Here is a 23,659-nt window from a genome sequence, read left to right as displayed (position 1 = left end):
CGTCAGCTGCCGAGGGTGTATTGACCGGCGCGGGGCGCGGTGACGGTGGTCCAGTCGCCGTCGGCGATGACGGTGGCTCCACCGGACGCGGTCAGCCAGCGGCTGTGCCGCACCCGGACCGCCACCGGGCCGGCGGTCGGGGCCCGGAAGGTCACCGTCGCGCCATCGACGCGGACCAGTTCGGCGGGGGCGGCGACCAGCGGTGTCGGGTCGACCACCGTCCAGACCCGCCAGTGTTGGTCGGACCAGACCGGCGTCAGGTACGGCAGGCCGCCTTCGACCAGTGCCGCCTCGGCCCGTCCCACCCAGGACAGCGGGGCGTCCGGAAGTGCCACGTACTGCACGGCGTTCTCGTTCAGCCAGGCTCGGTAGCTGGCCGGGGTCAGCGGTACGCCGGTGCCGGACGCGCCGGGCACGGTGGTGAAGAACAGCGGGTTGCGCTCGATGTCGGCCTGCCGCAGCCAACCCCGGGCCAGCGGCACCTCACCGAGCCGGGCTGCCTCCCAGTAGTTGCGCGTCGGCGGCACCTCGATCCGGCCGGTGAGCCGCTGCTCGTCCAGGAACGCGCGTAGTGGCGCGTAGTAGCCCGGCGCGCTGGTCGGGTCGCCGATGCTGCGCAGGTCGGCGGGGACCACCGGCGGTTGCCAGACGCACACCGCCACCAGCAGCGCGACCAAGCCGACACCGCCCAGCAGTCGAGCTTGACAGGTGCCGCCGGACGGCGCGGCGAGAGCTGCGGACCGGTGGGTCATCCGGGTGGTGAGCCAGGCCGGCGTGCAGGCGGCGGCGGCCAGCACCGGCAGCGCGAACATCGTGACCAGCCGGGTCGCGTTCAATCCCACCGGCGTGTGCACCAGCGCCGCGGCGAGCACCCCCGCGGCGGAGAGGAGCGCCGCGAACCGCACCGGTCGGTACGACACCAGCGCGGCCACCACCAGACTGGTCACCACCGCGCGCAGGGCGTCGGTTCGACCGATGTTCATCCAGCCGCCGTCGCCGAACAACAGGGCCGTCGCAGCCAGCGGCACGGCCGCCGCGATCCCGACTGCCAGGCCGTCGGCGTACCGGCGGCTGAGCAGCAGCGCGGCGCCGGCCAGACCGACGAACAGGCCAGCCACCGGGCTGGTCGCGGAGGCCAGCAGCGCGCCAGCCGCGCCGAGCCCGAGCCGCAGCAGCGTCCGACCGTCCGTCCGCCCTTGCCCGGTGTACGCGCCGGGGCGGCCGAGCGTGAGCGCCAACAGTCCGGCTAGCCCGAACGCCACGCCCAGGGCGTACGTGACCCGGCCGGAGACCAGGTTGCCGGTGAGCGTGACCACCCCGACCAGGCTGCCCAACAGCGGCCGGGGCACTTTGCCGCGAACCAGCAGCGCGGCCAGCGCGGCAGCCGATGCCACCAGGGCCAACGCGCCGGTCACCCGGACGCCGAGCAACGCCATCACCGGCTGGGACAGCAAGCTGTAGCCGAACTGCTGCACCCCGCCGTACCAGCGCAGATCCACCGGGGTGATGCCGTGGGCGGCGAAGAAGTCCGCCCGGGCGACCTGCGCGGAGAGATCCGAGCCCATCAGCGGCAGGGCCAGCCAGAGCGCACCGAGCACGACGGCGGAACCGGTGGCCATCGCCACCACACGACTGCGCCGCATGCCCACCTCCGTACCGCGACCACCGTACTGGCAGCATGTCCGGCGTGCCTCACCACCTCGCGCGTTGGACCGGACTGGCGGGCTCGGCGCTGCTCGCCGTCGCCGCGTTCCTCGGCGGCGCCCTGCCCGGCTCACCCCTGCGCCCCACCCCGGTCAGCATCTGGCAGAGCCCAAATGGTCCGCTGGTCATCGCCGCCTGGCTGGTCGGCACCGCACTGATGGCCTACGCCTGGTGGTCGCTGCGCGACAAGATCCCGTCGACCCGCTGGGCGCTGATCACCGTCGGCCTCTGGCTGCTGCCGGTGCTGATCGCGCCGCCGCTGGGGAGCCGCGACGTGTACGCGTACGCGTGCCAGGGCGCCAGCTACGCCGCCGGGATCAACCCGTACGAGCAGGGCGTCTCCGCGCTGCCCTGCCCGTGGCTGGACACCATCTCGTACATCTGGCGGGACACTCCGGCGCCGTACGGGCCGCTGTTCGTGGTGCTCTCCGGTGCGATCGTCAAGGCCACCGGCTCGCTCACCGGCGCGATCGTGGCGTTCCGGCTGATCGCGGTGGCCGGGGTGGCGCTGACCGCGGTCAGCCTGCCGGTGCTGGCCCGCCGAGCCGGCGTACCCGCCGGTCGGGCGGTCTGGCTGGCGCTGGGCTGCCCACTGGTCGCCGTACACCTCGTCTCCGGCGCGCACAACGACGCTCTGATGGTCGGACTGCTGGTCTCCGGGCTCGCGGTGATCGCCTCTCGGCCCGGCACCCCCGGTCCGCTGCTCGCCGGTGGCGCACTGCTCGGACTGGCCGCCGCGATCAAGGTGACGGCGCTGGTCGTAGTGCCGTTCGCGGCGCTGGCCGCCATCGTCGGCGGGTATTCGATCCGGGCGTTGATCCGGCACGGTCGGTGGGTGGTCGGCGGCGCGGTCGCCGTCGTGGTCGGGGTCACCTACGCGGCCGGGCTGGACTTCGGCTGGGTCGGTGGGCTGGAACGAGGCGGCGACGTGATCGCCTGGACCTCACCGTCCACCGCCGTCGGGCAGACCCTCGGCTACCTGGCGGTGCCTTTCGGTGGGCACATCGACGCGCTGCCGGTGACCCGGGGGATCGGCATAGCGGTGCTGGCCTTGCTGCTGGTCTGGCTCTGGTGGCGGGCCCGCACCCGGGACCCGCTCTGGCACGCCGCCGTCGCGCTGGCCGCCACGGTCGCCCTCGCGCCGCTGTTCCACCCCTGGTACTGGACCTGGCCGCTGGCCGCTCTGGCGGCCACCGCCCAGCGGACCAGATGGTTCACCGTGGTCGCCCTGGTCGCCTCGTTCCTGGTGCTACCCGACGGCACCGGGCTGCCCCGCTACACCAAGACGGTCGGGGCGCCGCTGATGACGCTGTTGGTGATCGTGCTGGTCATCCGGTTGGTACGGTCGGCTCGGGCGACCCGTCAACCGGTCGCCGCCGACTGAGGGAAGGTGCGCCGGTGACCGCTCCCGGCCCGCCTGGCTCGGCTGGTTCGGTTGGCTCGTTGGCGGCATCGGGTGCGCGGTACGTCGGCCTGGCCGGCGCGGTCCTGCTCGCCGTGGCCGGATACCTCGGCGGGGCGCTACCCGACGCCCCGTACGGCGCGACACCCGTGTCGATCTGGCGAGCCCCGGACGGCCCGGCGACGTTGACCTGCTGGCTCGTCGGCACCGCGCTGCTGGTCGGCGCGTGGTGGTCGTTGCGCGACGGTGCCCCGTCGACCCGGTGGGCGTACGTCACCGCCGGGCTGTGGGCGCTGCCGCTGCTGTTCACGCCCCCGCTGGGCAGCCGGGACGTCTACTCGTACGCCTGCCAGGGCTGGACGTACGCGCACGGCGTCGACCCGTACGCGGTGGGGGTGGCGGCGGCGGGCTGCCCGTGGCTGGACACCGTCGCGCCGATCTGGCGGGACACCCCGGCACCGTACGGGCCGGTGTTCGTCCTGCTCGCCGCGTTCGCGGTCGGCCTCGGTGGCGGGTTGACCGGCACGATCGTGGCGCTGCGGGTGATCGCCGTGGCGGGGCTGCTGCTGGCCGCGCTCTGCCTGCCCGGTCTGGCCCGCGCCGCCGGGGTACCGACCCGGCGGGCCGCCTGGCTGGCGTTGGCCGGGCCGCTGGTCGGCGTACACCTGGTGGGCGGCGCGCACAACGACGCCGTGATGCTGGGCCTACTGCTGTGCGGGCTGCTGATCGTGGTCCGTCGACCCGGTCGGCCGACGGCGTTGCTGCTGGCCGGGGCGCTGCTCGGGCTGGCGGTCACGGTGAAGGCCACTGCCGTGGTGGTGGTGCCGTTCGCCGTGCTGGCCGGGGTGCGGCGCCCGTACACCCTGCGGGCGCTGGTGCGCGACGGCGGCTGGCTGACCGGAGGGCTCGTCGGCGCGGTGCTGGTCACCTCGGTGGTATCCGGTCTCGGGTTCGGCTGGGTGGGCGGGTTGACGCACAGCGGCGACTCCGAGCAGTGGACGTCGCCACCCACCGCCGTCGGGTTCGTGGTGGACTACGCCGGTGCGCTGGTCGGCCGGGACCCGCAGGCGGTACCGGTGGTCCGCGCGGTCGCCCTGCTCCTGCTCGTCGGTGTGCTGGTGGTGCTCTGGTTGCGATCCCTCCGCCAGCTGCACGACGCCCGGGTGGTCAGCAGGGTTGCCGTCGGTAGCCAGGCGCCGGCCACGCCGGCGCGGGTCGAGGCGTCGGGCGCGTTACGCGGCGCGGCGCTGGCGCTGGTCGCCACCGTCGTCCTGTCCCCGGTCTTCCACCCCTGGTACGCGACCTGGCCCCTCGCGCTGCTCGCGCTGACCGCCCTACGGACGACGTGGTACGTGCTCCCGGCTGCCGTGGCGGCCTTCCTCGCCCTGCCGGACGGCACGAACCTGGCCCGCTTCACCAAGGCCCCCGGCGCGCTGGCGATGACCGCGCTGCTGCTGACCGTCCTCGTACGCGCCGCCCTCCGCCAGCGTAATTGATCATGAGGTTGACGGGGCAATCCGGACGGAACGCCTAGCCAACCTCATGATCGTCATCGTCGTGCGTCGTGCTCGAACGTGGATGTAGTGGTGTCCGATGCGATCGAGGCACTGGATTTAGGATCGAGCACGATCTTGGGGCGGGATGGGGGCGGGGTGTGGTCAGACTCGCGCGCCGCAGGTGGGGCAGGTTTGGCCTGAGGGCTGGGGGGTGGCGGCCCGGCGGGAGCGGAACAGAACGGTCAGGAGCAGTGCGGCCGGACCGGCGAGCGCGACGGCGACGGCGGTCACGGCCAGTTCGGTGAAGGTGACACTGCCCTGTGCCGCGCCGAAGCTGTCAGCCAGGCCGGGCACCGCCAGGAAGCCGGCGGGGGTGAGCAGGGTGACGAGCGCCCAGCCGCCGCGGGTGTCTCCGCCCAGTGCCAAACCCATGGCCAGCAGAGCCCCGACGGCCAGCAAAAGTCCGCCGACGGTGGGCAGGAAGACTTCCATGGCGGCGCCGTAGTAGATGAAAATTGGGTCCAATCCCACCAGGAATACCGTCGCCACCACCGCCAACAGTGCGGACAGCGCCGGCGCGAGACGGATCGCCCGGGCGGGCCGACCGGGCAGGGCCAGCCCCAGCAGGCCCAGGACCACCTGCGCCAGCAGCACCATCAGCGGCGGTCGGGGCGCGTCGAGCGCCGCAGCCACCGGTGGCAGCGCCAGCGTGAGCAGGAGCGCGAGGGTGATCGCCCACCGGGCGACCCGGCTCGGCGCGACGGCGATCACCACCGCCGCCAGCAGCCACGCCGCCCACGTGACGACACCGAGCGAGACGAACGGGCCGACGTGGGGAACGCCCCACTCCACGGGCGGCGGATGCAGCTCCGCCGTACCCCAGACGCCGGCGAGAGCGCTCGCGGTGACCAGGGCGAGCAGCGCCGCGAGGCGTACCCCCGGGATCAGGTCGGTGACGCCCGCGGCCCGTAGCCGCTGGCGGAGGCCGCCGCGCACCAGGTCCGCGGCGTCCGCCGGGCTTGGCCAGCGTTGGTCAGGGGCGGCCAGGTCGAGGTAGGTACCGACGATTTCGGCGCCGCGGGCGCGTCGGTAGTCGGCGGGGTACGTCCGCAGCAGCCGGAGGTAACGGCGTTCCAGGTCGTTCATGCCAGCCCTCCGGCCGCGCGCGGGATGGTCGGGAGGGCGGCCCGAGTCCGCTTGGACAACCGGCTCGTGGCGGCTTCGACGTTGCGGCGCAGCCGCTCAGTCTCGGTGCTCAACGTGGTCTCGCCGCTGTTGGAGAGGCGGTAGTAGCGGCGCAGCCGGCCGTCCACCACCTCTTCCCGGTCGACCTCGACGAGGCCGGCGTCGACCAGTCGGTCGAGCGCCCCGTAGAGCGTCCCGGGGCGTAGCGACACACGGTTGGCGGAGAGAGTGGCGACCTCACCGATCAGCCCGTAGCCGTGCATCGGCTGGGCGGCCAGCGCGGTGAGGATCAGGAAGGTCGGTTCGCGCAGAGGTGTGTCCACAGGGAGCAATATATCGGACGCGAAGGTATATCGGGGGGCGGCGCACAGCGAGCCGGGCCGGCTCCCCAGTGAGCGGAGCCGGCCCGGCCGGTGGTGCAGTGACTGCTCAGCAGTCGTCGTGTTTCGGACTGCTCAGCAGTCGTAGTACATCGCGAACTCGTGCGGGGTCGGGCGCAGGCGCACCGGGTCGACCTCGTTGGCGCGCTTCCAGTCGACCCAGGTGGAGATCAGGTCGGGGGTGAAGACGCCGCCGTCGAGCAGGTAGTCGTGGTCGGCCTCCAGCGAGTCGAGCACGGCCGGCAGCGAGCCCGGCACCTGCTTGACGTCGCCCCACTCCTCCGGCGGGAGGTCGTAGAGGTCCTTGTCGATCGGCGTCGGCGGCTCGATCTTGCTCTTGATGCCGTCCAGGCCGGCCATCATCATGGCCGAGAAGGCCAGGTAGACGTTGGCCGACGGGTCCGGAACGCGGAACTCGACGCGCTTGGCCTTCGGGTTGCTGCCGGTCACCGGGATGCGGGTGCAGGCGGAGCGGTTGCGCTGCGAGTAGACCAGGTTGACCGGCGCCTCGAAGCCCGGCACCAGACGGCGGTACGAGTTGACCGTCGGGTTGGTGAAGGCCAGCAGCGACGGCGCGTGGTGCAGCAGACCGCCGATGTACCAGCGGGCGGTGTCGGACAGGCCGGCGTAACCGGTCTCGTCGTAGAACAGCGGCTCACCGTTGAGCCAGAGGCTCTGGTGGGTGTGCATGCCGGAGCCGTTGTCACCGAAGAGCGGCTTGGGCATGAAGGTCGCGGTCTTGCCGTTGGCCCAGGCCTCGTTCTTCACGATGTACTTGAAGAGCTGGAGCTGGTCGGCGGCGTGCAGCAGCGTCGAGAACCGGTAGTTGATCTCGGACTGGCCGGCGGTGCCCACCTCGTGGTGCGACCGCTCCACGGTGAAGCCGGTGTCGACCAGCCGGCGCACGATCGAGTCGCGCAGGTCGGCGTAGTGGTCGACCGGGGGCACCGGGAAGTAGCCGCCCTTGTACGCGGTCTTGTAGCCACGGTTGCCGCCGGCCTCCTCGCGGCCGGTGTTCCACGCGCCCTCGACCGAGTCGATGTAGTAGAACGACTGGTGCGCGGAGGTCTCGTGGCGGATCGAGTCGAAGATGTAGAACTCCGCCTCGGCGCCGAAGTACGCGGTGTCGGCGATGCCGCTCGCCGCCAGGTACGCCTCGGCCTTCTTCGCGACGTTGCGCGGGTCGCGGGTGTAGGCCTCGCGGGTGAACGGGTCGTGGATGAAGAAGTTGAGCGCGAGAGTCTTCTGCGCGCGGAACGGGTCGATGAACGCGGTGGCGACATCCGGGAGCAGGAGCATGTCCGACTCGTGGATCGCCTGGAAACCGCGGATCGACGAACCGTCGAACGCGAGGCCGTCGGTGAAGAGATCGTCGTTGACGGACTCGACCGGCAGGTTGAAGTGCTGCATCACGCCGGGCAGGTCACAGAAACGAACGTCGACGAACTTCACGTCCTCGTTCTTGAGGTATCGCAGCAGTTCCTCGGGGTTGGCGAACACACATCCTCCTGGCACGTCCACTGGGTGGCTAGGCTTCTGGCGACGCTAGGGCCGGGCGGTTGCCCGGCCGTGTCTCCGTTGTTTCTGCCGTGTTACGTCCCTCGCGGAGCGTCAGTGGCGTTCCTGTCCACGCCTCCGGCCCGCCGGGAACGCCGTACCGACTGTGCCAGTGTAATGACATCTGATGCCTTTGGCCTGAATCGGCACACAGTGGCAGCGGCAGCCGGCGAACCCTCATCCCGACGCGGATACCCTTGACCGCTGTGACGAATCCGCACCCTCCGGCAGCGCCGGCCACCGACCCCACCTTCACCCCGCCGAGCCTCGGTCGGCGGTTCGGGGCGTTGATCATCGACTGGGTGCTCTGCCTGCTGGTGTCCAACTTCTTCGCCGATCCGGTCCGCGACGGCTGGGCGCCGGTGCTGGTGCTGGTCCTGGAGTACGGCATCTTCCTCGGCCTGTTCGCCCAGACACCGGGCATGTACATCACGAAGGTCCGGTGCGTGAACTGGCACGACTACGGCCGGATCGGCGTGCTCCGCGCGCTGATCCGTGGCCTGCTGCTGGCCCTCGTCGTGCCCGCGCTGATCATGGACGAGCACCGTCGCGGCCTGCATGACCGACTCGCCGACTCGGTCATCGTCGACGCCCCCCGCAGCTGACCCGACCCCGTGCGCGCCGCTGAATTCGGTCGATCATGGAGTTATGGTGCCTGGCTTGGTGGTGTACGAGCACTTTGTCACCCACCACAACTCCATGATCGACGAGGCGGTGTGGGTTGACGATCAGGATCGAGCGGGATCAGGGCGCACGCGAAGGAGCCGGACCCTGTGCGGGTCCGGCTCCTTCACGCGTACGGCTGAGGGGTCAGCGGCCCCGCGACTGGCGGAAGGCGCCTGGCGGCCGCATGTTCTTCGGGATCGCGCCCTTGGGCATCTGCGGCCGGGCGGTGAGCGCCTTCAGTCGCTTGTCCAGCGAGTTGACGTCCTTGCCGGAGAGGGCGCGGGGCAGCCGCAGCAGCGTCGTCCGGAGCTTGCGGATCGGCAGCTCGCCTTCCTCCTGCCCGATGACGTAGTCGTGCAGCGGAGCGGAGCCGATCACCTTGGACAGCCGCCGCTTCTCCTGACCGAGCAGACCACGAACCCGCTGCGGGTTGCCCTCGGCCAGCAGGATCACGCCCGGGCGGCCGATCACGAGGTGGACCATGTCCATCTGGGTGGTCGAGCTGACCGCCGGGGTCACCCGCCAGTCGCCCCGCATGTTCTCCATGATCTGCGCCGCCGCGCCGGGCTGCCCCTCGGCGGCGTTCATCATCGCCTTGTTGGACCGCAGGTTGAGCACGATCAGCACCGCGAGCAGGGTGAACAGGATGCCCAGCGGCAGCCAGATCCAGCCCCAGAGGATGACCGCGACCACGGTGAGCGCGAGCGGGATCAGCACCGCCGCGGTGACCAACGGCGCGAACCACCGGTCCTGCTTGGCGGTGAACTGGAACACCATCCCGATCTGCTTCAGCCGCTGGCCGAACGAGACCTTCTCCTGGGGCTTTGCCATGCCGCAGAGTCTAGTGGTCCCCGCCGGCCCCGTTGATCCGCGTCCGGGTCAGCGGGCAGCTGAGTACCTTACGTCGCCGTACGCGTCGCTGACGGCCGGGTAAGGGGGGTGCGGGCTGGGAAGATGAGGCGCCATGCCCATGCCCGGGTGGGGCCTTCGCGCGAAGAGTCGTCAGCAGAGACGACGACGCCACGAAGGAGCCCGACATGTTCGGCAACGACGCAGACTTCCTGCTCACCCTGCACCGCTCCCACGCCGCCGAGCTGCACGCCGACGCGGCGGCGGACCGACTCGCCCGGTCGCTGCCGCGTCCCACCGGCCGCGGCTGGCTGGGCCGGCGCAAGCAGGCCGGCCGCACCACCGACGCCCGCCGGTGACCACGCCGAGCGCAGTGTCGGCCGCGCCGAGCGCGGCTGCCACGGCCACGGCGTCCGCTCGACTCGATCCGGCCCCGCCGCCCGGTCACCGACCGATCGGCGGGGCCGGCGGACCGGGCCGTCATGGCATGCTCGAACACGTGACCGTACGCGCCGCCAGCTCCGTCCTCGTCGGGCGCCACCGCGAGATCGCGGCGCTGCGGGACGCGCTGGGCCGGGCGCGGGCGGGGGAGCCGACCACCGTGCTGGTCGGTGGCGAGGCGGGCGTGGGTAAGACCCGGCTGCTGGAGGAGTTCGCCGGCCGGGCCACCGACGGTGCGGCGCGGGTGCTCGTCGGCCAGTGCCTGGAGCTGGGCGAGGCCGGTCTGCCGTTCGCTCCGTTCGCCGCCGCGCTGCGTGCGGTGCTCCGCGCCGACGGGCCCGAGGTCTTCGCCGGCTACGAGGCGGAGTTCGCCCCGCTGCTGCCGGAGCTGGGCCGTGCCGCCGCGACACTGGCCGCACCGCGTGCCGTCGCCCTCGGCGACGCCCCGCGCGGCTATCTGTTCGACCTGGTCGCCGAGCTGTTCCAACGGCTGGCCGATGTTCGCCCGCTGGTGCTGATCATCGAGGATCTGCACTGGGCCGACCGCTCCACCCGCGACCTCATCGGGTTTCTCGTCCGGGCGGCGCGGCCGGGTCGGCTGCTGCTGGTCTGCACCTACCGCACCGACGAGTTGCAGCGGGGGCACCCGCTGCGCCCGTTCCTCGCCGAGCTGGATCGGGCCCGCGGTGTGCAGCGGGTCGAGCTGGGTCGGCTGGACCGCGACGGCACCGCCGCGATCCTCGCCGACCTGCTGGGCGCCGAGCCGCCGGCCCGTGCCGTCGACGACGTCCACGAGCGCACCCAGGGCAACCCCTTCTTCATCGAGGAACTGGCGGTCGCCGGTGACCCGATCGGCTGCGCGGCGCTCCCCGAGACACTGCGTGACCTGCTGCTGGCCCGGGTGGACCGGCTGCCCGAGCCAACCCAGCGGGTGCTGCGGATCGCGGCCGCCGGGGGCACCCGCTTCGCCCACGACCTGCTCGCCGAGGTCGCCGGGCTGCCCGAGGCCGACCTGGAGGACGCGCTGCGCGCCGCCGTCGCCGCCCAGTTGGTGGTGGTCGACCGGGACGGTGACTACGAGTTCCGGCACGCGCTGGTCCGCGAGGCCGTACACGACGAGTTGCTGCCCGGTGAGCACGCCCGGCTGCACGCCCGCTTCGCCGCCGCCATCGAGGCCCAGCCGCACCTGGTCGCCGCCGGCCGGGCCCCGGCCGAGATCGCCCACCACTGGCACGCCGCGCACGACCACCCCCGTGCCCTCGTCGCCGCGCGCATCGCGGCGTGCGCCGCCGCCGACCGGTACGCGTACGCCGAGCAGCGCCGGCTGCTGGAGCGGGCGCTGGAGTTGTGGGAGCTGGTGCCGGACGCCGCCGACCTGCTCGACATGGACCACCTGGCGTTGCTGGAGCAGACCCTGGACGCCGCGGTCACCGCTGGCGACTTCAGCCGGGCCATCACGCTGACCCGGGCCGGGCTGGCCGAGGTGGACGCCGACGCCGCGCCGCTGCGCGCCGCCCGCCTGCTAAACCAGCGGGGTCGACTGATGGCCCTGCTCGGCAAGAGCGACGGCAGTCGGGAGCTGGATGAGGCGTACCGGCTGGCGGCCGGTGGCCCGTCCGGCGTCGAACGGGTGCGGCTGCTCGCCGACATCGCCGCCCACCTCGTCAAGATCGACCCGCAGAAGGCGGCAAGGGTGGCCGCCGAGGCCGCCACGGACGCCGAGGCGTACGGCGAGGACCTGGCTCTGCTGCACACCCGGATCGCCCTGCTCTGCCACGGCGAACGCGACCTGGAGCAAGGGCTGGCCGAGCTGACCCGGGCCGAGACCGTCGTCCGGGCGTCCGGAGACGCCACCGGCCTGGTGCTGGCCAGGGTGTACCAGTCGGACGTGCTCTGCGAGTTGGGCCGCTACGCCGAGTCCGCGCAGGCCGCCGAGGCGGGCATGGCCGAGGCGCGGCGGGTGGGGATCAGCCGCTCCACCGGGGCGTACCTGTTGTCCAACCGGGCCGAGGCGCTCATCGCGCTGGGTCGGTGGGACGAGGCCGAGGCGGTCTGCGTGGAGGCCGCCCGGATCGACCTGTCCGGTGTCACCGGGCTGCACTGGCTCCAGCTGGGCGCCGGGCTGCGACTGGCCCGCGGCCATCCGGGCGCCGACGAGCTGGTCGACCGGGCGCTGACCTTCCTGGGGCGGCCCTACCTGTGGCCGAACCACCGCCTGCCCCTGCACGAGCTGGCGATCGAGGCGGCGCTGGCCACGGACGACAAGATCGAGGCGGTACGCGCGGCCCGCGTCGCAGTGGCCGACGAGAGCCTGCCGCAGCTGCCCCGGGAGGGTTGGCCGGTGCTCAGCGCCGCGGCGCGTACCGCTGCCCGGGTGGGTGACCGGGAGCTGGCCGCCGCCGTGGCGGCGCTCGCCACCGACCTGCCGGCGCGGCACCCGGCGGCCCGTGCGCATGCCGCCCAGGTCACCGCGTTGCTCGCCGTCGGCGACCGGGCGCTGCCCGCGTGGCGGGCGGCGGTCGACGCGTGGCGGGTCGACGGGCAGCCGTACCCGCTCGGTCGGGCGCTGCTGGCGCTGGCCGAGACGGCCGCCTCCGCAGGTGAGCGGGACGAGGTGTCGGCGGCGGTCACCGAGGCCACCGAGATCGCCCGACGGCTGGGTGCGACGCCGCTGGCCGAGGCGGCGGCGACGCTGGCGCGCCGGGTCGGCCTGCGCGGCACGGGTCAGGGCGGCGCCGGTGCCGATCTGTTGACCGCCCGGGAGCGGGAGGTGCTGCGGCTGGTCGCCGAGGGGCACAGCAACAGCCGGATCGCCGAGCGGTTGTTCATCTCCCCGAAGACGGCCAGCGTGCACGTCTCCCGGATCATCGCGAAACTCGACGTGACCAACCGGGGAGAGGCGGCCGCGCTCGCACACCGCCTCGGCCTCCTCGCCGAGCCCGCGCCACCCCACTGACGAGCGGGCCGGTCGCGGGGCGGGTCGGGGCGTGGGGCGGGCCGGAGCAGCGGCGGGCGGGGGATCTCCGTCAGGTGGGCGGCAGGTAGATCCGCCAGCCGTCGATCGTCACCAGGTCCAGGCTGCCCGGGGCGGTGCGCAGCCGCTCGTCGAGCGTGTCCGCCAACGGTGAGCCGGTCGGTGCGAGCCAGGCTGGAGCCGCCGCGTCGTCCACCTCCCGCCGGTACGCGGGGTAGCGGTCGAAGCCGGGGCGCAGCGCGTCGTCGACGACCGCGCAGACCACCCGCTCGGCCGTGGCGAAGGTGAGCCGGTTGCAGGTCCAGTAGCCGGCGCGGACGTGCCGTACGCCGAGCTGACGCAGGGTGCTCACCAACTCGGCGTGCCGGGCCTCGGCGGCCCGGGTCGCCGGTGCGGTCTGCGCGGCCTGCCAGGTGGCATAACCTGCGGTGCCCAGGGTGGCGACGAGCACCGCCACTGCGACCGGGCGGGCCACTGCGACCGGGCGGGCCAGCGCGACCGGGTGGGCCGGTGCCGGCCCGACGCCGCGTCGGTCGGTCGTCGGGCGGCGCAGGCCGTGCCGGGCCATCGTCCAGACCGGCCACAGCAGCGCCGGTAGCGAGATGAGCAGGCAGGACAGATAGCGGGAACTCTCCACCGGGGTGAGACCGGCGGAGCTGCTCACGGTGTACGCGCCGAGCGTGCCGACCGCGGCCAGCACGAGCGCCAGCCAGATCGCCGCCACCACCCGCGGTGCCGGGCCGGCGGGGCCGCCGGGGTCTGCCGAGGGGGTAGGGCCGGTCGGGGCGGTGGGCGGTCGACGCAGGGTCCGCCAGGCGGTGGCGGCGGCGACGGCGAGCAGCAGCGGCACGGCGAGTGCCCACCACAGTTGCCAGGTGGCGCACCGGCCGGGAGAGCAGAATCCCATGCCCAGCGCGGGGCCGAGCAGCAGGCCGCCGTGCAGCCGGTCCGCCCATCCCGCGCTGGCGTTCGCGCCGCTGGCGGCGAACACCGCGTTCAAGGGGTTGCTGCCGGTCAGCAGGCTGTCCAGCAGCAGCGGGGCGGCGCCCAGCACGGCGGCGGCCCCGAGCAGCGCCCCGGCCGCACCCCGCAGCTCCCGGTGGCAGCACCCGACGAGCACCGCACCGAGCGCCACGACGTACGGCAGCACCAGCGGGTCGACCCAGAGCATCAGGCCGGCCAGGAACCCCCACACCGCCCAGCGCGCCGGCCGCCACCGGGGCCGTCCGCCGGCCAGATCCACGGCGAGCACGGCCAGCGCCATCCCGGCGGCGTTCAGCTCGGGGTAGCCGCCGCCGGCGATCAACTGGTTCTTCACCACCCGGTCGGAGCCCAGCGCCAGCAGCGCCACCACCAGCAGCCCGAACCACCGGTCGCCGGTCAGCCGCAGCGTCAGCCGCCAGGCCAGCAGCAGGAACAGCACGTACAGCGTGAGCGTGGGCAGTCGCAGACCCAGCAGCGACGGCCCACCGGCCAGGGCGAACACCGGCGCGGCCAGGTACGCCTCCAGCGCGCCCATGTACTGCTGGCCGTAGAACCAGACCGGGAAGCCCGCACCCCGGGAGATGTGCAGCGCGGCGAGCCCCATGGTGGCCTCGTCACTGTTCGTCGGCGGCGTGGCGTGCACCAGCAGCCAGAGCCGGTAACCCACGCCGACGAGCACGGCCAACCCGGTGAGCCAACCGACCAACCCGAGACGCGTGCCGGGACGCGGGCGCGGGGAGCCCGCGCCGCGCGGCTGCTCGCGTACGCCGGCGGTCATCACCCGATCATGACACCCGGACGCCGAACTGCCGGGCGGCGCTGCCGGCGGCGTCAGCCGGCGGTGGCGACCGAGGCGGCGGCGCGGGCGTCGATGGCCTGCTGGTAGAGCCGGCCGGCCCGGTACGACGAGCGCACCAGCGGCCCGCTCATCACCCCGGCGAAGCCGATCTCCTCGGCCTCCTCGCGCAGCTCCACGAACTCCTCCGGCTTGACCCAGCGGGTCACCGGGTGGTGCCGGGGTGAGGGGCGCAGGTACTGGGTGATGGTGATCAGCTCGCAGCCCGCCTCGTGCAGGTCGCGCAGCGCCTGCGAGACCTCGGCCCGCTCCTCGCCCATGCCCAGGATGAGGTTGCTCTTGGTGACCAGGCCATCGGCGCGGGCCTGCCGAATCACGTCCAGCGAGCGGTCGTAGCGGAACGCCGGCCGGATGCGCTTGAAGATGCGCGGCACGGTCTCCACGTTGTGCGCCAGCACCTCGGGGCGGGAGCCGAAGACCTCGGCCAGCTGCTCGGGGACCGCGTTGAAGTCCGGGATCAGCAGCTCGACGCCGCAGCCGGGCTGCAGAGCGTGGATCTGTCGGACGGTCTCGGCGTACAGCCAGGCACCGCCGTCGGGCAGGTCGTCACGGGCGACGCCGGTGATGGTGGCGTAGCGCAGCCCCATCGAGACCACCGACTCGGCGACCCGACGCGGCTCGTCGGCGTCGAACTCGGCCGGCTTGCCGGTGTCGATCTGGCAGAAGTCGCAACGCCGGGTGCACTGGTCACCGCCGATGAGGAAGGTGGCCTCCCGGTCCTCCCAACACTCGTAGATGTTGGGGCAGCCGGCCTCCTGGCAGACGGTGTGCAGCCCTTCGCGCGAGACGAGCCCGCGCAGCTGGGTGTACTCCGGGCCCATCTTGGCCTTGACCTTGATCCACGGCGGTTTGCGCTCGATCGGCGTCTCGGCGTTGCGCGCCTCGATCCGCAGCAGACGCCGCCCCTCGGGGGCCGCCGTTGCGGTGCGCGCTGCCTGGCCGGTCGTCGGCGCGGAGTGCTCGATCGTCACGAAAATGAGCCTACGCCGGACGGCGGCTGTCTATGTGCGTCAGGCGACCGGCGTCACGCCCCAGACGTTGTGACAACGGACACCGGCCCGTCAAAAAGGGCGTCACAGACCGGGGATTCGGGTGCTACGGTCTCCGCCAACAGCGACGACGGAGCCGAGTAGCGCCCGACCCGCCAGTGCAGAGAGCCGCCGGTGCTGAGAGGCGGTCTGGTGCCGGTGCGCGAAGACCCTCCCGAGCTGCGGGAAGAACGGCCGCGGTTCCCCCCGTGCCCAGTAGAGCCCGCCCGGCTGGCCCCGGTCATCAGGCGACGAACGAGGCCCCCGCTTCGGCGGGGGCGAAGGTGTGGTGGCACCGCGAGGTTCCCGCTCGCCCACACCTCCCTGGGGCTGATGCGACGCTTCGCCACCCTCAGGTCGGCGACGCGTGGCGATCGACCGAGGAGCAGTTCGCCATGCAACGAACCCTGTCCCACCAACTGCCCGCCCAGATCGGCACCACCGTGCGGATCGCCGGCTGGGTGCACCGCCGCCGACTGCTCAAGTCGGTGGCCTTCCTGATCGTGCGGGACGCCGCCGGTCTGGCCCAGGTGGTCGTCACCGACCCGGTCGTCCGCGCCGAACTGGAGAAACTCACCGAGGAGACGGTCGTCGAGGTCACCGCGACGGTCACCGCGAACAAAACGGCGCCCGCCGGGGTCGAGCTGACCGACCCGACGGTACGTCCACTCGGGCCGCCCGCCGTGCCGCCACCGTTCGACCTGTACCGGCCGGCGCTCACCGCGAGCCTGCCCACCCAGCTGGACAACGCGCCCACCGCACTGCGGCACCCCACCCGGTCGGCCGCGTTACGGATCTCGGCGGCTGCGGTGGCCGGTTTCCGGACCGCCCTCGACGCCCACGACTTCGTGGAGATCCACACGCCCAAGGTGGTCAGCTCCAGCACCGAGAGCGGAGCGAACGTGTTCGCGCTGGACTGGTTCGGCCGGCCCGCCTACCTGGCCCAGTCCCCGCAGTTCTACAAGCAGCTGATGGTCGGCGTCTTCGAACGCGTCTACGAGGTGGGGCCGGTCTTCCGGGCCGAGCCGCACGACACCGTCCGGCACCTCGCGCAGTACACGTCGCTCGACGCGGAGTTGGGCTTCGTCGCCGACCACCGGGACGTGATGCGCGTGCTGCGCGACACCCTGGCCGGGATGTTGGGCGCGGTGGGCGAGCGGGCCGGCGCCGCCCTGGCGACGCTCGGCGTCACGCCGCCGCAGGTGCCGGCGGAGATCCCGGTGGTGCACTTCACCGAGGCGCTGCGGATCGCCGGTGCGCCCGCCGACGAGCCGGACCTCGCACCCGCCCACGAACGGGCGCTGGGGGAGTGGGCCCGCCGCGAACACGGGTCGGACTTCCTCTTCGTCACCGGCTACCCGATGGCGAAGCGGCCCTTCTACACCCACCCGGACCCGGCGCGGCCCGCGTACTCGAACGGTTTTGACCTGCTCTTTCGCGGTCTGGAGCTGGTCACCGGCGGGCAGCGGCTGCACCAGCACGCCGACTACCTGGCGGCGTTGGCGGCCCGGGGCGAGCCGGTCGAGCCGTACGCCGGCTATCTGGACGCGTTCCGGCACGGCATGCCACCGCATGGTGGCTTCGCCATCGGCCTGGAGCGGTTCGTGGCCCGGGTGGTCGGCGCGGCGAACGTCCGCGAGGTCACCGCGTTCCCGCGTGACCTGCACCGACTGACGCCGTGAGCGCGGCGGCCCCCGGCGGTGCCGCGCCGGGGGCCGCCGCTCAGACCTCGATGAGGGTGGAGAGCCGGCGCTCGACCACCGGGAGCACATCGGCCACGCTGACCGGGCGGCCCAGCTCGGCGGTGAGCGAGGTGACGCCCGCGTCCCGGATGCCGCACGGCACGATCCGGTCGAAGTACGTCAGGTCGCAGTCGCAGTTGATCGAGAAGCCGTGCAGGGTGACGCCCCGGGCCACCCGGATGCCGATGGCGGCCACCTTGCGGGCCGGCCCTCGGTCGTCCTCGGGCACCCAGACCCCGCTGCGCCCCTCGACCCGGCCGGCGGTCAGCCCGAACTCGGCGCACACGTCGATGAGCAGCTCTTCCGTCCGGCGAACGTAGGCGACCACGTCCACCGGGTCGGGCAGGCGCAGGATCGGGTAACCGACGAGCTGCCCCGGACCGTGCCAGGTGATCTTGCCGCCGCGGTCCACGTCGACGACCGGAGTGCCGTCCACGGGGCGGTCCCACGGTTCGGTGCGCTTGCCCGCGGTGTAGACGCTCGGGTGCTCCAGCAGCAGCACGGTGTCGCCGCGCTCGCCAGCCACCACCGACTCGTGTAGGCGCCGCTGCTCGTCCCAGGCCGCCTGGTAGTCGAGCAGACCGGCACGGACGGCCGTGAGGCCGGGGGTCGTCGTTGTCACGGCGTCCAGCCTAGTCCCGTTCTGGGCGATCATCCCTGGTGAGCCGCCTCACCGACCGTCCCGCGGCAGCCCGGTTCAGGCGCTCGACGCCGGGTCGGCCGGGCGGCGACGGCGCAGTCGGCGGACGAGCAGGGCGACGCCGGCCAGCGTCGGCACGGCCAGCGCGAGATAGACCCAGAGCGGGGCGGCGAACGGCGATGGCCGGCGCTCCGGCCCACCGAACGCGGCCCGCGTCAGCAGCTCGCCCGGCACCGCCAGGTCGGTCGAACCGGGCGGTGCGGTCACCAGCATCTCCCGGCCGCCACCGGGTGACAGTGCGGCGAGGATCGCCCGCTGGTCGTCGTCGCGGTCCGCCCCGATCGACTGCTTCACCACCGGGTCGTCGCCGCGCCAGCCGACGATCTTCGTGGTCGACGCGGCGACCGGCAGTGGTTGGCCCACGGCGTTGCCGGTGGCGGCGTCCAGGAACTCGATCCGCCTGGTGCGGGCCGCCGTCTGGTCGGGCGTGCAGCGGGGGCCGGCGCAGCCGTCGAAGACGAGCAGCGCGATCCGCCGGCCGTCCGGGTGCCAGGCGGCCGGTCCGGCCAGCATCCGCCGATCGCCCAGCTCGACCTGCCAGCGAGCGCTGCCGTTGGTCGGGTCGACCACCACCAGCCGCTGTCGTTCGGCGACCAGAGCGGGCACGTCGGCCGGACCGGCCACCGCCACCAGATCGGCGCCGGGTGACCAGGCCGCGGCGGCATGCGCGGCGAAGGTGCCGGCCGCGACCACCCGCTCAGTGCCCCGGTACGGGTCGAGGACCAGCAGGTCGTCCGGCTTCTCGGGGTCGTTGAGCTGCTGGTTGTCCGGCCCGAAGCTGATCACTTCGTCGTCGTTACTGCGGGTGCTCAGAACCCGCTGCCCGTCCGGCGACCAGGCCAGCGGTCGCATTCCGGTGTGGATCGGGCGGCGCTGCCGCCCGCTGCTGAGGTCGAGCAACTCCCCGGACGGCCGCAGATAGTGCCGCCCGTCCGGGGAGAGCAGCCCGTGGTCCTCGGCGATGTGCAGTGGGATCAGCCGGTAACCGCCGTCCCGGCCCACCAGCACGCCGGTCGACTCCAGGAATCGGGTGCGGCTGGTGAAGAAGACCAGCGCGGCCGGCCCGGTCGGGCGCTGCTCGACGGTGGCCTGCCACAGCCACGGTTGGTGCACCTTCGACGGCACCACGCCCCCGGTGGGGGCCGTGCCGGCGGTGGCCGTGCCGGCTGGTGCGCTGAGCGCCACCAGCGCCAGCGCGACACCGGCCGTGGCGCCGCGCCGCAGTCGCCTGCCCGTCGTTCTCATCGCCTCATTAAAAGCCACGAAGGTCGATCACGACGCCCCGGTCCGCGCCGGGACTGTCGTCGTGCCGTGACCTATCGATCAGCCGGTGGGATCCGCCAGAGCCAGACGTCGTCGACCCGTTGCGGCTCGCCGAACAGGGCGGTGCCGGTACGCCGCAGCGCCTCCTCGTCCACCTCGAACTTCGCGCCGTGCACCTGGTCGGCGAGCACGACCACCTCGATGCGCCAGTGCCGCAGGTCCGACTGGACCTCCCGGATCGTCCCGTCGGTGACGATGGGGACCAGCCCGGTACGGCCGGCCTGGTCCATCAACGCGCTCAGGGTGCGCGGCACCGGGCCGATCCGGCCCCGCCCGTCCGGCCCGCCGGGGCCCAGGAAGAAGCCGCCCGGGATCTCGAACTCGCCCTGCCGGTGCGACAACGCGTACGCCTGCCACCGCTGGCCGTCCGGGTAGATGTCCACGGTCAGCGGCACCGGGGTCAGCACCCCGTCGGGCGAGACGTAGTCCCGCCAGGTGCCCGAGGTGATGAACCGGGGGATCGGCTCCCGCTCGTCGGTCAGCAGCGGGGTGGGCAGCAGCGGCACCAGGGCCACCGCGAAACCGAGCAGCCAGGCCAGCTGCGTCGAGCGATGCCGGGGCGGTGCGGCCCGCAACTGGTCGACGACGTACGCCAGCAACAGCCCGACCACCGGCGCGACCACCAGGGCCAGTCGGGCCGGCAGCGCGGCGTTCACCACCGGCAGCTGCCCGACCAGGTCGAACGGCATGGGTAGGTCGGTGCGTCGTCCGTCGACCTTGGCGACCGGCCCGAACGAGAGCACCGTGAAGACCAGGGCGAGAACGCCCAACGCCCACAGGGTGGCCCGTCGGTGCGCGTCGGCCCGTCGCCAGAGCGCGACGAAACAGACCACGGTGAGCACCAGTAGCGGGATGCCGAAGAAGGAGTTCTCCTCGGTCGGGTTCGGCGCCAGCGAGGTGCCCAACCCCGCCTCGCCGGCCAGCGAGCGACGCGGGAAGGCAGCGAACGCCGCGATGTCCTCGGAATGGATCACCGGGTCGAAGCCGGTGCCGTGGAACCGCTGCGGCCCGGCGAAGTGCAGCCACAAGGGGTACGACAGCAGCACGCCGGCGACCACGGCCGTCGCCCCGAGCCCGCGCAGGAAATTGGGCAGCGCGGCGCGTGCCTCGGTCCGGTTGACCGGGTGCAGTGCCCAGACGGCGACGAACACCCCGAGGGCCAGCGCGGTGAAGAAGAGCCCTTCGGCGGCGATCGAGAAGGCCACCGCGACCAGCAAGCCGAGGATCACCCCGTCGCGCAGCCAGTGTCCGGCTCGGCGCAGCGCGAACAGCCGCCAGATCAGCAGCGGCACCAGCCAGCCGGCGGTCCAGTTCAGGTGCGCGTTGGCGTGCGACACCATGCCGGGGGAGTAGGCGATGAACAGGGCGCCGACCCCGGCGGCCAGCCGACTGCGGACCAGGTGCCGGGAGAGCAGCCAGTACCAGGCCAGCGCGGTGGCGAAGAGGTTCAGGGTGAGGATCACCAGGAACGTCGCCGGTGGCCCGATCAGGTACGTCAGCGGGGCGAAGACCACCGCGTACACCGTGATCGAGGTGTTGACCGCGAGGTTCACGCCGTCCGGGACGTTGATCAGGTACGTGAAGAGCGGGTTCTCCCCGTGGGTGACCGCGTGCCCGCCGAAGGCCAGCAGCCACTCGAACAGCGCCTGGTCGCTGGAGTTGACGGTGATGGTGCGGACGTTCGGGTCCCGCCACAGCCCACTGGTCACCCAGACGGCGAGCGCGAGCGCCACCAGCACGACGATCAGGTCGGCCCGGCGGTCCCGGACGGTGCGCGGCGGTGACGCGGGTGCGGGCCCGGTGGCCAGCGACGGGGAGGACGGCACGCAGCGGACGTTACCAACCGGACCTGGACGGGCCGGTCAGACCTGCAAGGAGGGGACCGTTGGGGACGGATTCTGCCCGCCTCGTCGACGGTTCTGCGTACACAGCGTCCGTCGTGAATGTGTGAGTGTGCCCCATGTCATAGCGGCGACACATCGTCGTAACGTCTCGGCAACTCGACCGTGACCCAGTTCACAGTCCGCCCCTTCTGGAGGCCGCCGTGCGCCGCTCCTCATCCACCCTCACCCGGCTGCTCGGTGCGGTCGCCGGGCTCGCCCTCGCCGCAGCGGGCGCGGTGGCCATCGCCGCACCCGCCCAGGCCGCCACCCTCACCCAGGTCACCGGGTTCGGCTCCAACCCCGGCAACCTCGCCATGTACGCCTACCGGCCGGACGGCCTGCCGGCCAACTCGCCGGCCGTCGTCCTGCTGCACGGGTGCACGCAGAACGCCTCCGGGTACTTCGCCAACTCCGGCTGGCAGAAGTACGCCGACCAGTGGAAGTTCGCCCTGATCGTCGCCCAGCAGCCCGCCAGTAACAACGCCAACTCCTGCTTCAACTTCTTCGAGGCGGGGGACACCACCCGGGGTCAGGGCGAGGCGCTGTCGATCAAGCAGATGGTCGACCACGCCACGACGAACTTCGGCGTGAACGGCTCGCGGGTCTACGTCAGCGGGCTCTCCGCGGGTGGGGCGATGAGCGCGGTCATGCTGGCCACCTACCCGGACGTCTTCGCCGCCGGATCGATCATCGCGGGCATCCCGTACCGCTGCGCCACCAGCATGGTCAACGCGTTCAGCTGCATGAACCCGGGCGCGGACAAGACCCCGGCCGCGTGGGGCGACCTGGTCCGTGGCGCGTACTCCGGCTACACCGGCCCGCGCCCCCGGGTGGCCATCTGGCACGGCACCTCGGACACCACGGTCACCCCGCTCAACGGCACCGAGTCCCGCGACCAGTGGACCAACGTGCGGGGCGTGTCGCAGACCCCGACCAGCACCTCGTCGCTGCCCGGCAACACCAGCCTGGAGGTCTACGGCAACGACGACGTGCGGCTCTACCGGATCTCCGGGATGGGCCACGGCACGCCGGTCGACCCGGGCTCCGGTGCGGACCAGTGCGGCACCGCTGGTGCGTACTTCCTGGACACCATCTGCTCGACCTACCGGGACGCGCTCTTCTTCGGCCTGAACGGCGGCGGCACCACCCCGACCCCGACGGCCACCCCCACCGCCACGCCGACCCCGACGGCAACGCCGACCACCCCGCCGACCTGCGTGACGGCCAGCAACTACGCCCACGTGGCCGCCGGCCGGGCGTACCAGTCGGGCGGCTACGCCTACGCGAACGGCTCCAACCAGCGGATGGGCCTCTACAACACCTTCTACACCAGCGCCCTCAAGCAGACCGCCCCCAACTACTGGGTGATCGGCTGCTGATCCCACCTGCCCTTGTTGATCAAGAGGTTTGCGTCATTCGGAAGCCGGAATCTGACGCAAACCTCTTGGTCGACACGGCGGTCGGCGCGGCTCAGACCAGCCGGGCCAGGACCGGCGCGAGCGGATCCAGCGCGTCGCGGCGGACCACGAACCGGGTCACCCCCCAGCGCTTCTCGTGCTCGGCGACCGCCGTGACGATCTCGTCCACCGTGCCGATCAGCACGAACGGGGTGGCCAGGAGTTCGGCGGCGGTCATACCGTTGCGTCGGGCCTGCTCCGCGGCGGCAGCTTCTGCGTCGTCGGTGACCACCACCGTCTGCACCAGTGCCTCCAGCGCTGGCGGGTCGGTCCGGCCGACCGCGCCGGCGGCCACGCAGGTCAGCTGCGCCTCGATCTGGTCGGCCCGCCATCGCGCCTCGTGCTGATGGCCGTCGGCGAGGGTACGCCCGAACCCGGTCAGCCCGACCACGTCAGCGTGCGCGCCGGCCCAGCGCAGCAGCGTCGAGTTCGCCGTACCCATCGTCAGCGGGATCCGGTCCTGCACCGGCCGGGGTTCGCGCAGCACCGCCCCGCGCATCGTCAGCTCGGCCGAGTCGACGGTGACCGAGGCGCCGTCGAGCAGGGCACGGACCGCCTCGGCGACGGCCACGCAACGGCGGACCCGGCCGGCCACGTCGGGGCGTTCCCGGCCCACCGCGCGCCACTCCGCCGGGGTGTGACCGGCGCCGACACCGAGCCGGGCCCGACCTCCGGAGATCAGGTCGAGGGTGGCCACGTCGGCCGCGAGGAGCATCGGTTCCCGTACGCCGAGGTTCGACACGTACGAGCCGAGCCCGATCGTCGAGGTGACCGGGGCGGCTGCGGCCAGCGCCACGAACGGTGACGTCACGTCGCCAGGGTGGTCGGCGGCGAGCAGAGCGTCGAAGCCGGCGGTCTCGGCCCGGCGGGCCAGCTCGGCCCAGCTCGCCGCGTCGGTCGGGGTGGCCTGGAGGGAGAAGGTAGCCATTGGTCCAGCATCGGCCCACGCCGGCCCGCTGACCGCCGATTTCTGCCGAGGGCCGAACCACCCCCGCACCCCTTGCCCTTGTTGATCAAGAGGTTTGCGTCAGA

At 72.8% G+C, this 23,659-nt stretch carries 18 protein-coding genes; 7 read left to right on the top strand and 11 right to left on the bottom strand.

Annotation, left to right across the window (positions count from 1 at the left end; genetic code table 11):
• Positions 1-2: 2 nt before the first annotated feature.
• The gene (locus ACIBF8_RS12710; protein WP_396782808.1) at positions 3-1,643 is read right to left on the bottom strand and encodes a hypothetical protein; all 1,641 of its coding nucleotides are present in this window, start codon (positions 1,641-1,643) and stop codon (positions 3-5) included.
• 35 nt (positions 1,644-1,678) lie between these two features.
• Between ACIBF8_RS12710 and mptB (ACIBF8_RS12705) the strand changes: the two genes are divergently transcribed.
• Both mptB (ACIBF8_RS12705) and mptB (ACIBF8_RS12700) read left to right on the top strand, forming a co-directional pair.
• Positions 1,679-3,088 carry a polyprenol phosphomannose-dependent alpha 1,6 mannosyltransferase MptB gene (mptB, locus tag ACIBF8_RS12705; protein ID WP_396782807.1) on the top strand — a complete coding sequence of 470 codons (1,410 nt, stop codon included), beginning with the start codon at positions 1,679-1,681 and terminating at the stop codon, positions 3,086-3,088.
• 14 nt (positions 3,089-3,102) lie between these two features.
• Positions 3,103-4,602, top strand: coding sequence for a polyprenol phosphomannose-dependent alpha 1,6 mannosyltransferase MptB (gene mptB / locus ACIBF8_RS12700; RefSeq protein WP_396782805.1), 1,500 nt, complete (start codon positions 3,103-3,105; stop codon positions 4,600-4,602).
• 162 nt (positions 4,603-4,764) lie between these two features.
• Here mptB (ACIBF8_RS12700) and ACIBF8_RS12695 read toward each other — a convergent pair whose 3' ends face one another.
• The 3 genes from ACIBF8_RS12695 to glnA all read right to left on the bottom strand — a co-directional run bounded on the left by ACIBF8_RS12695 (position 4,765) and on the right by glnA (position 7,667).
• Positions 4,765-5,748: a hypothetical protein gene (locus ACIBF8_RS12695; RefSeq protein WP_396782803.1), complete on the bottom strand. Its 984-nt coding sequence runs from the start codon at positions 5,746-5,748 to the stop codon at positions 4,765-4,767.
• Complete coding sequence (locus tag ACIBF8_RS12690; RefSeq protein ID WP_396782802.1) at positions 5,745-6,110, bottom strand: PadR family transcriptional regulator; 366 nt, start codon at positions 6,108-6,110, stop codon at positions 5,745-5,747. The genes ACIBF8_RS12695 and ACIBF8_RS12690 overlap by 4 nt, the downstream gene beginning before the upstream one ends.
• Before the next feature lie 132 nt (positions 6,111-6,242).
• Positions 6,243-7,667 carry a type I glutamate--ammonia ligase gene (glnA, locus tag ACIBF8_RS12685; protein ID WP_396782801.1) on the bottom strand — a complete coding sequence of 475 codons (1,425 nt, stop codon included), beginning with the start codon at positions 7,665-7,667 and terminating at the stop codon, positions 6,243-6,245.
• A gap of 263 nt (positions 7,668-7,930) precedes the next feature.
• Between glnA and ACIBF8_RS12680 the strand changes: the two genes are divergently transcribed.
• Positions 7,931-8,329 (top strand): RDD family protein, encoded by a 399-nt coding sequence (locus tag ACIBF8_RS12680; RefSeq protein ID WP_396782800.1) that lies wholly within the window; start codon positions 7,931-7,933, stop codon positions 8,327-8,329.
• A 205-nt stretch (positions 8,330-8,534) separates the two neighbouring features.
• On the opposite strand, the gene ACIBF8_RS12675 is transcribed toward ACIBF8_RS12680, so the two are convergent.
• Positions 8,535-9,221: a DUF4191 domain-containing protein gene (locus tag ACIBF8_RS12675; RefSeq protein ID WP_396782799.1), complete on the bottom strand. Its 687-nt coding sequence runs from the start codon at positions 9,219-9,221 to the stop codon at positions 8,535-8,537.
• Between the two features lie 206 nt (positions 9,222-9,427).
• Here ACIBF8_RS12675 and ACIBF8_RS12670 point away from each other — a divergent pair, with 206 nt between their 5' ends.
• Together ACIBF8_RS12670 and ACIBF8_RS12665 are read left to right on the top strand one after the other, a co-directional pair.
• Entirely contained in the window at positions 9,428-9,598 is a 171-nt protein-coding gene (locus tag ACIBF8_RS12670) for a hypothetical protein (protein WP_396782797.1), read from the top strand.
• A gap of 140 nt (positions 9,599-9,738) precedes the next feature.
• The gene (locus ACIBF8_RS12665; protein ID WP_396782796.1) at positions 9,739-12,636 is read left to right on the top strand and encodes an AAA family ATPase; all 2,898 of its coding nucleotides are present in this window, start codon (positions 9,739-9,741) and stop codon (positions 12,634-12,636) included.
• A 70-nt stretch (positions 12,637-12,706) separates the two neighbouring features.
• On the opposite strand, the gene ACIBF8_RS12660 is transcribed toward ACIBF8_RS12665, so the two are convergent.
• Positions 12,707-14,416: a hypothetical protein gene (locus ACIBF8_RS12660; protein ID WP_396782794.1), complete on the bottom strand. Its 1,710-nt coding sequence runs from the start codon at positions 14,414-14,416 to the stop codon at positions 12,707-12,709.
• 53 nt (positions 14,417-14,469) lie between these two features.
• The gene (gene lipA, locus ACIBF8_RS12655; RefSeq protein WP_366636794.1) at positions 14,470-15,465 is read right to left on the bottom strand and encodes a lipoyl synthase; all 996 of its coding nucleotides are present in this window, start codon (positions 15,463-15,465) and stop codon (positions 14,470-14,472) included.
• 452 nt (positions 15,466-15,917) lie between these two features.
• Here lipA and aspS point away from each other — a divergent pair, with 452 nt between their 5' ends.
• On the top strand, positions 15,918-17,204 hold the full coding sequence (aspS, locus tag ACIBF8_RS12650) for an aspartate--tRNA(Asn) ligase (protein ID WP_396782792.1): 1,287 nt from the start codon (positions 15,918-15,920) through the stop codon (positions 17,202-17,204).
• A gap of 40 nt (positions 17,205-17,244) precedes the next feature.
• Here aspS and lipB read toward each other — a convergent pair whose 3' ends face one another.
• The 3 genes from lipB to ACIBF8_RS12635 form a co-directional block, all read right to left on the bottom strand.
• Entirely contained in the window at positions 17,245-17,886 is a 642-nt protein-coding gene (gene lipB / locus ACIBF8_RS12645) for a lipoyl(octanoyl) transferase LipB (RefSeq protein WP_396782791.1), read from the bottom strand.
• A 75-nt stretch (positions 17,887-17,961) separates the two neighbouring features.
• On the bottom strand, positions 17,962-19,209 hold the full coding sequence (locus tag ACIBF8_RS12640; RefSeq protein ID WP_396782789.1) for a hypothetical protein: 1,248 nt from the start codon (positions 19,207-19,209) through the stop codon (positions 17,962-17,964).
• A gap of 71 nt (positions 19,210-19,280) precedes the next feature.
• A complete protein-coding gene (locus ACIBF8_RS12635) occupies positions 19,281-21,113 on the bottom strand; it encodes a DUF2079 domain-containing protein (RefSeq protein WP_396782788.1) in 1,833 nt (610 codons plus the stop codon).
• A gap of 218 nt (positions 21,114-21,331) precedes the next feature.
• On the opposite strand from ACIBF8_RS12635, the gene ACIBF8_RS12630 reads away from it, so the two are divergent.
• Complete coding sequence (locus tag ACIBF8_RS12630; RefSeq protein WP_396782786.1) at positions 21,332-22,549, top strand: PHB depolymerase family esterase; 1,218 nt, start codon at positions 21,332-21,334, stop codon at positions 22,547-22,549.
• A 91-nt stretch (positions 22,550-22,640) separates the two neighbouring features.
• On the opposite strand, the gene ACIBF8_RS12625 is transcribed toward ACIBF8_RS12630, so the two are convergent.
• Entirely contained in the window at positions 22,641-23,555 is a 915-nt protein-coding gene (locus ACIBF8_RS12625; protein WP_396782785.1) for an LLM class flavin-dependent oxidoreductase, read from the bottom strand.
• Positions 23,556-23,659 lie beyond the last annotated feature (104 nt).

The organism is Micromonospora sp. NPDC050276, assembly GCF_044459545.1.
Taxonomy (GTDB): domain Bacteria; phylum Actinomycetota; class Actinomycetes; order Mycobacteriales; family Micromonosporaceae; genus Micromonospora.
Note: the sequence above shows the minus strand (reverse complement) of the source record. Positions and strands in the feature narration are given on the sequence as shown.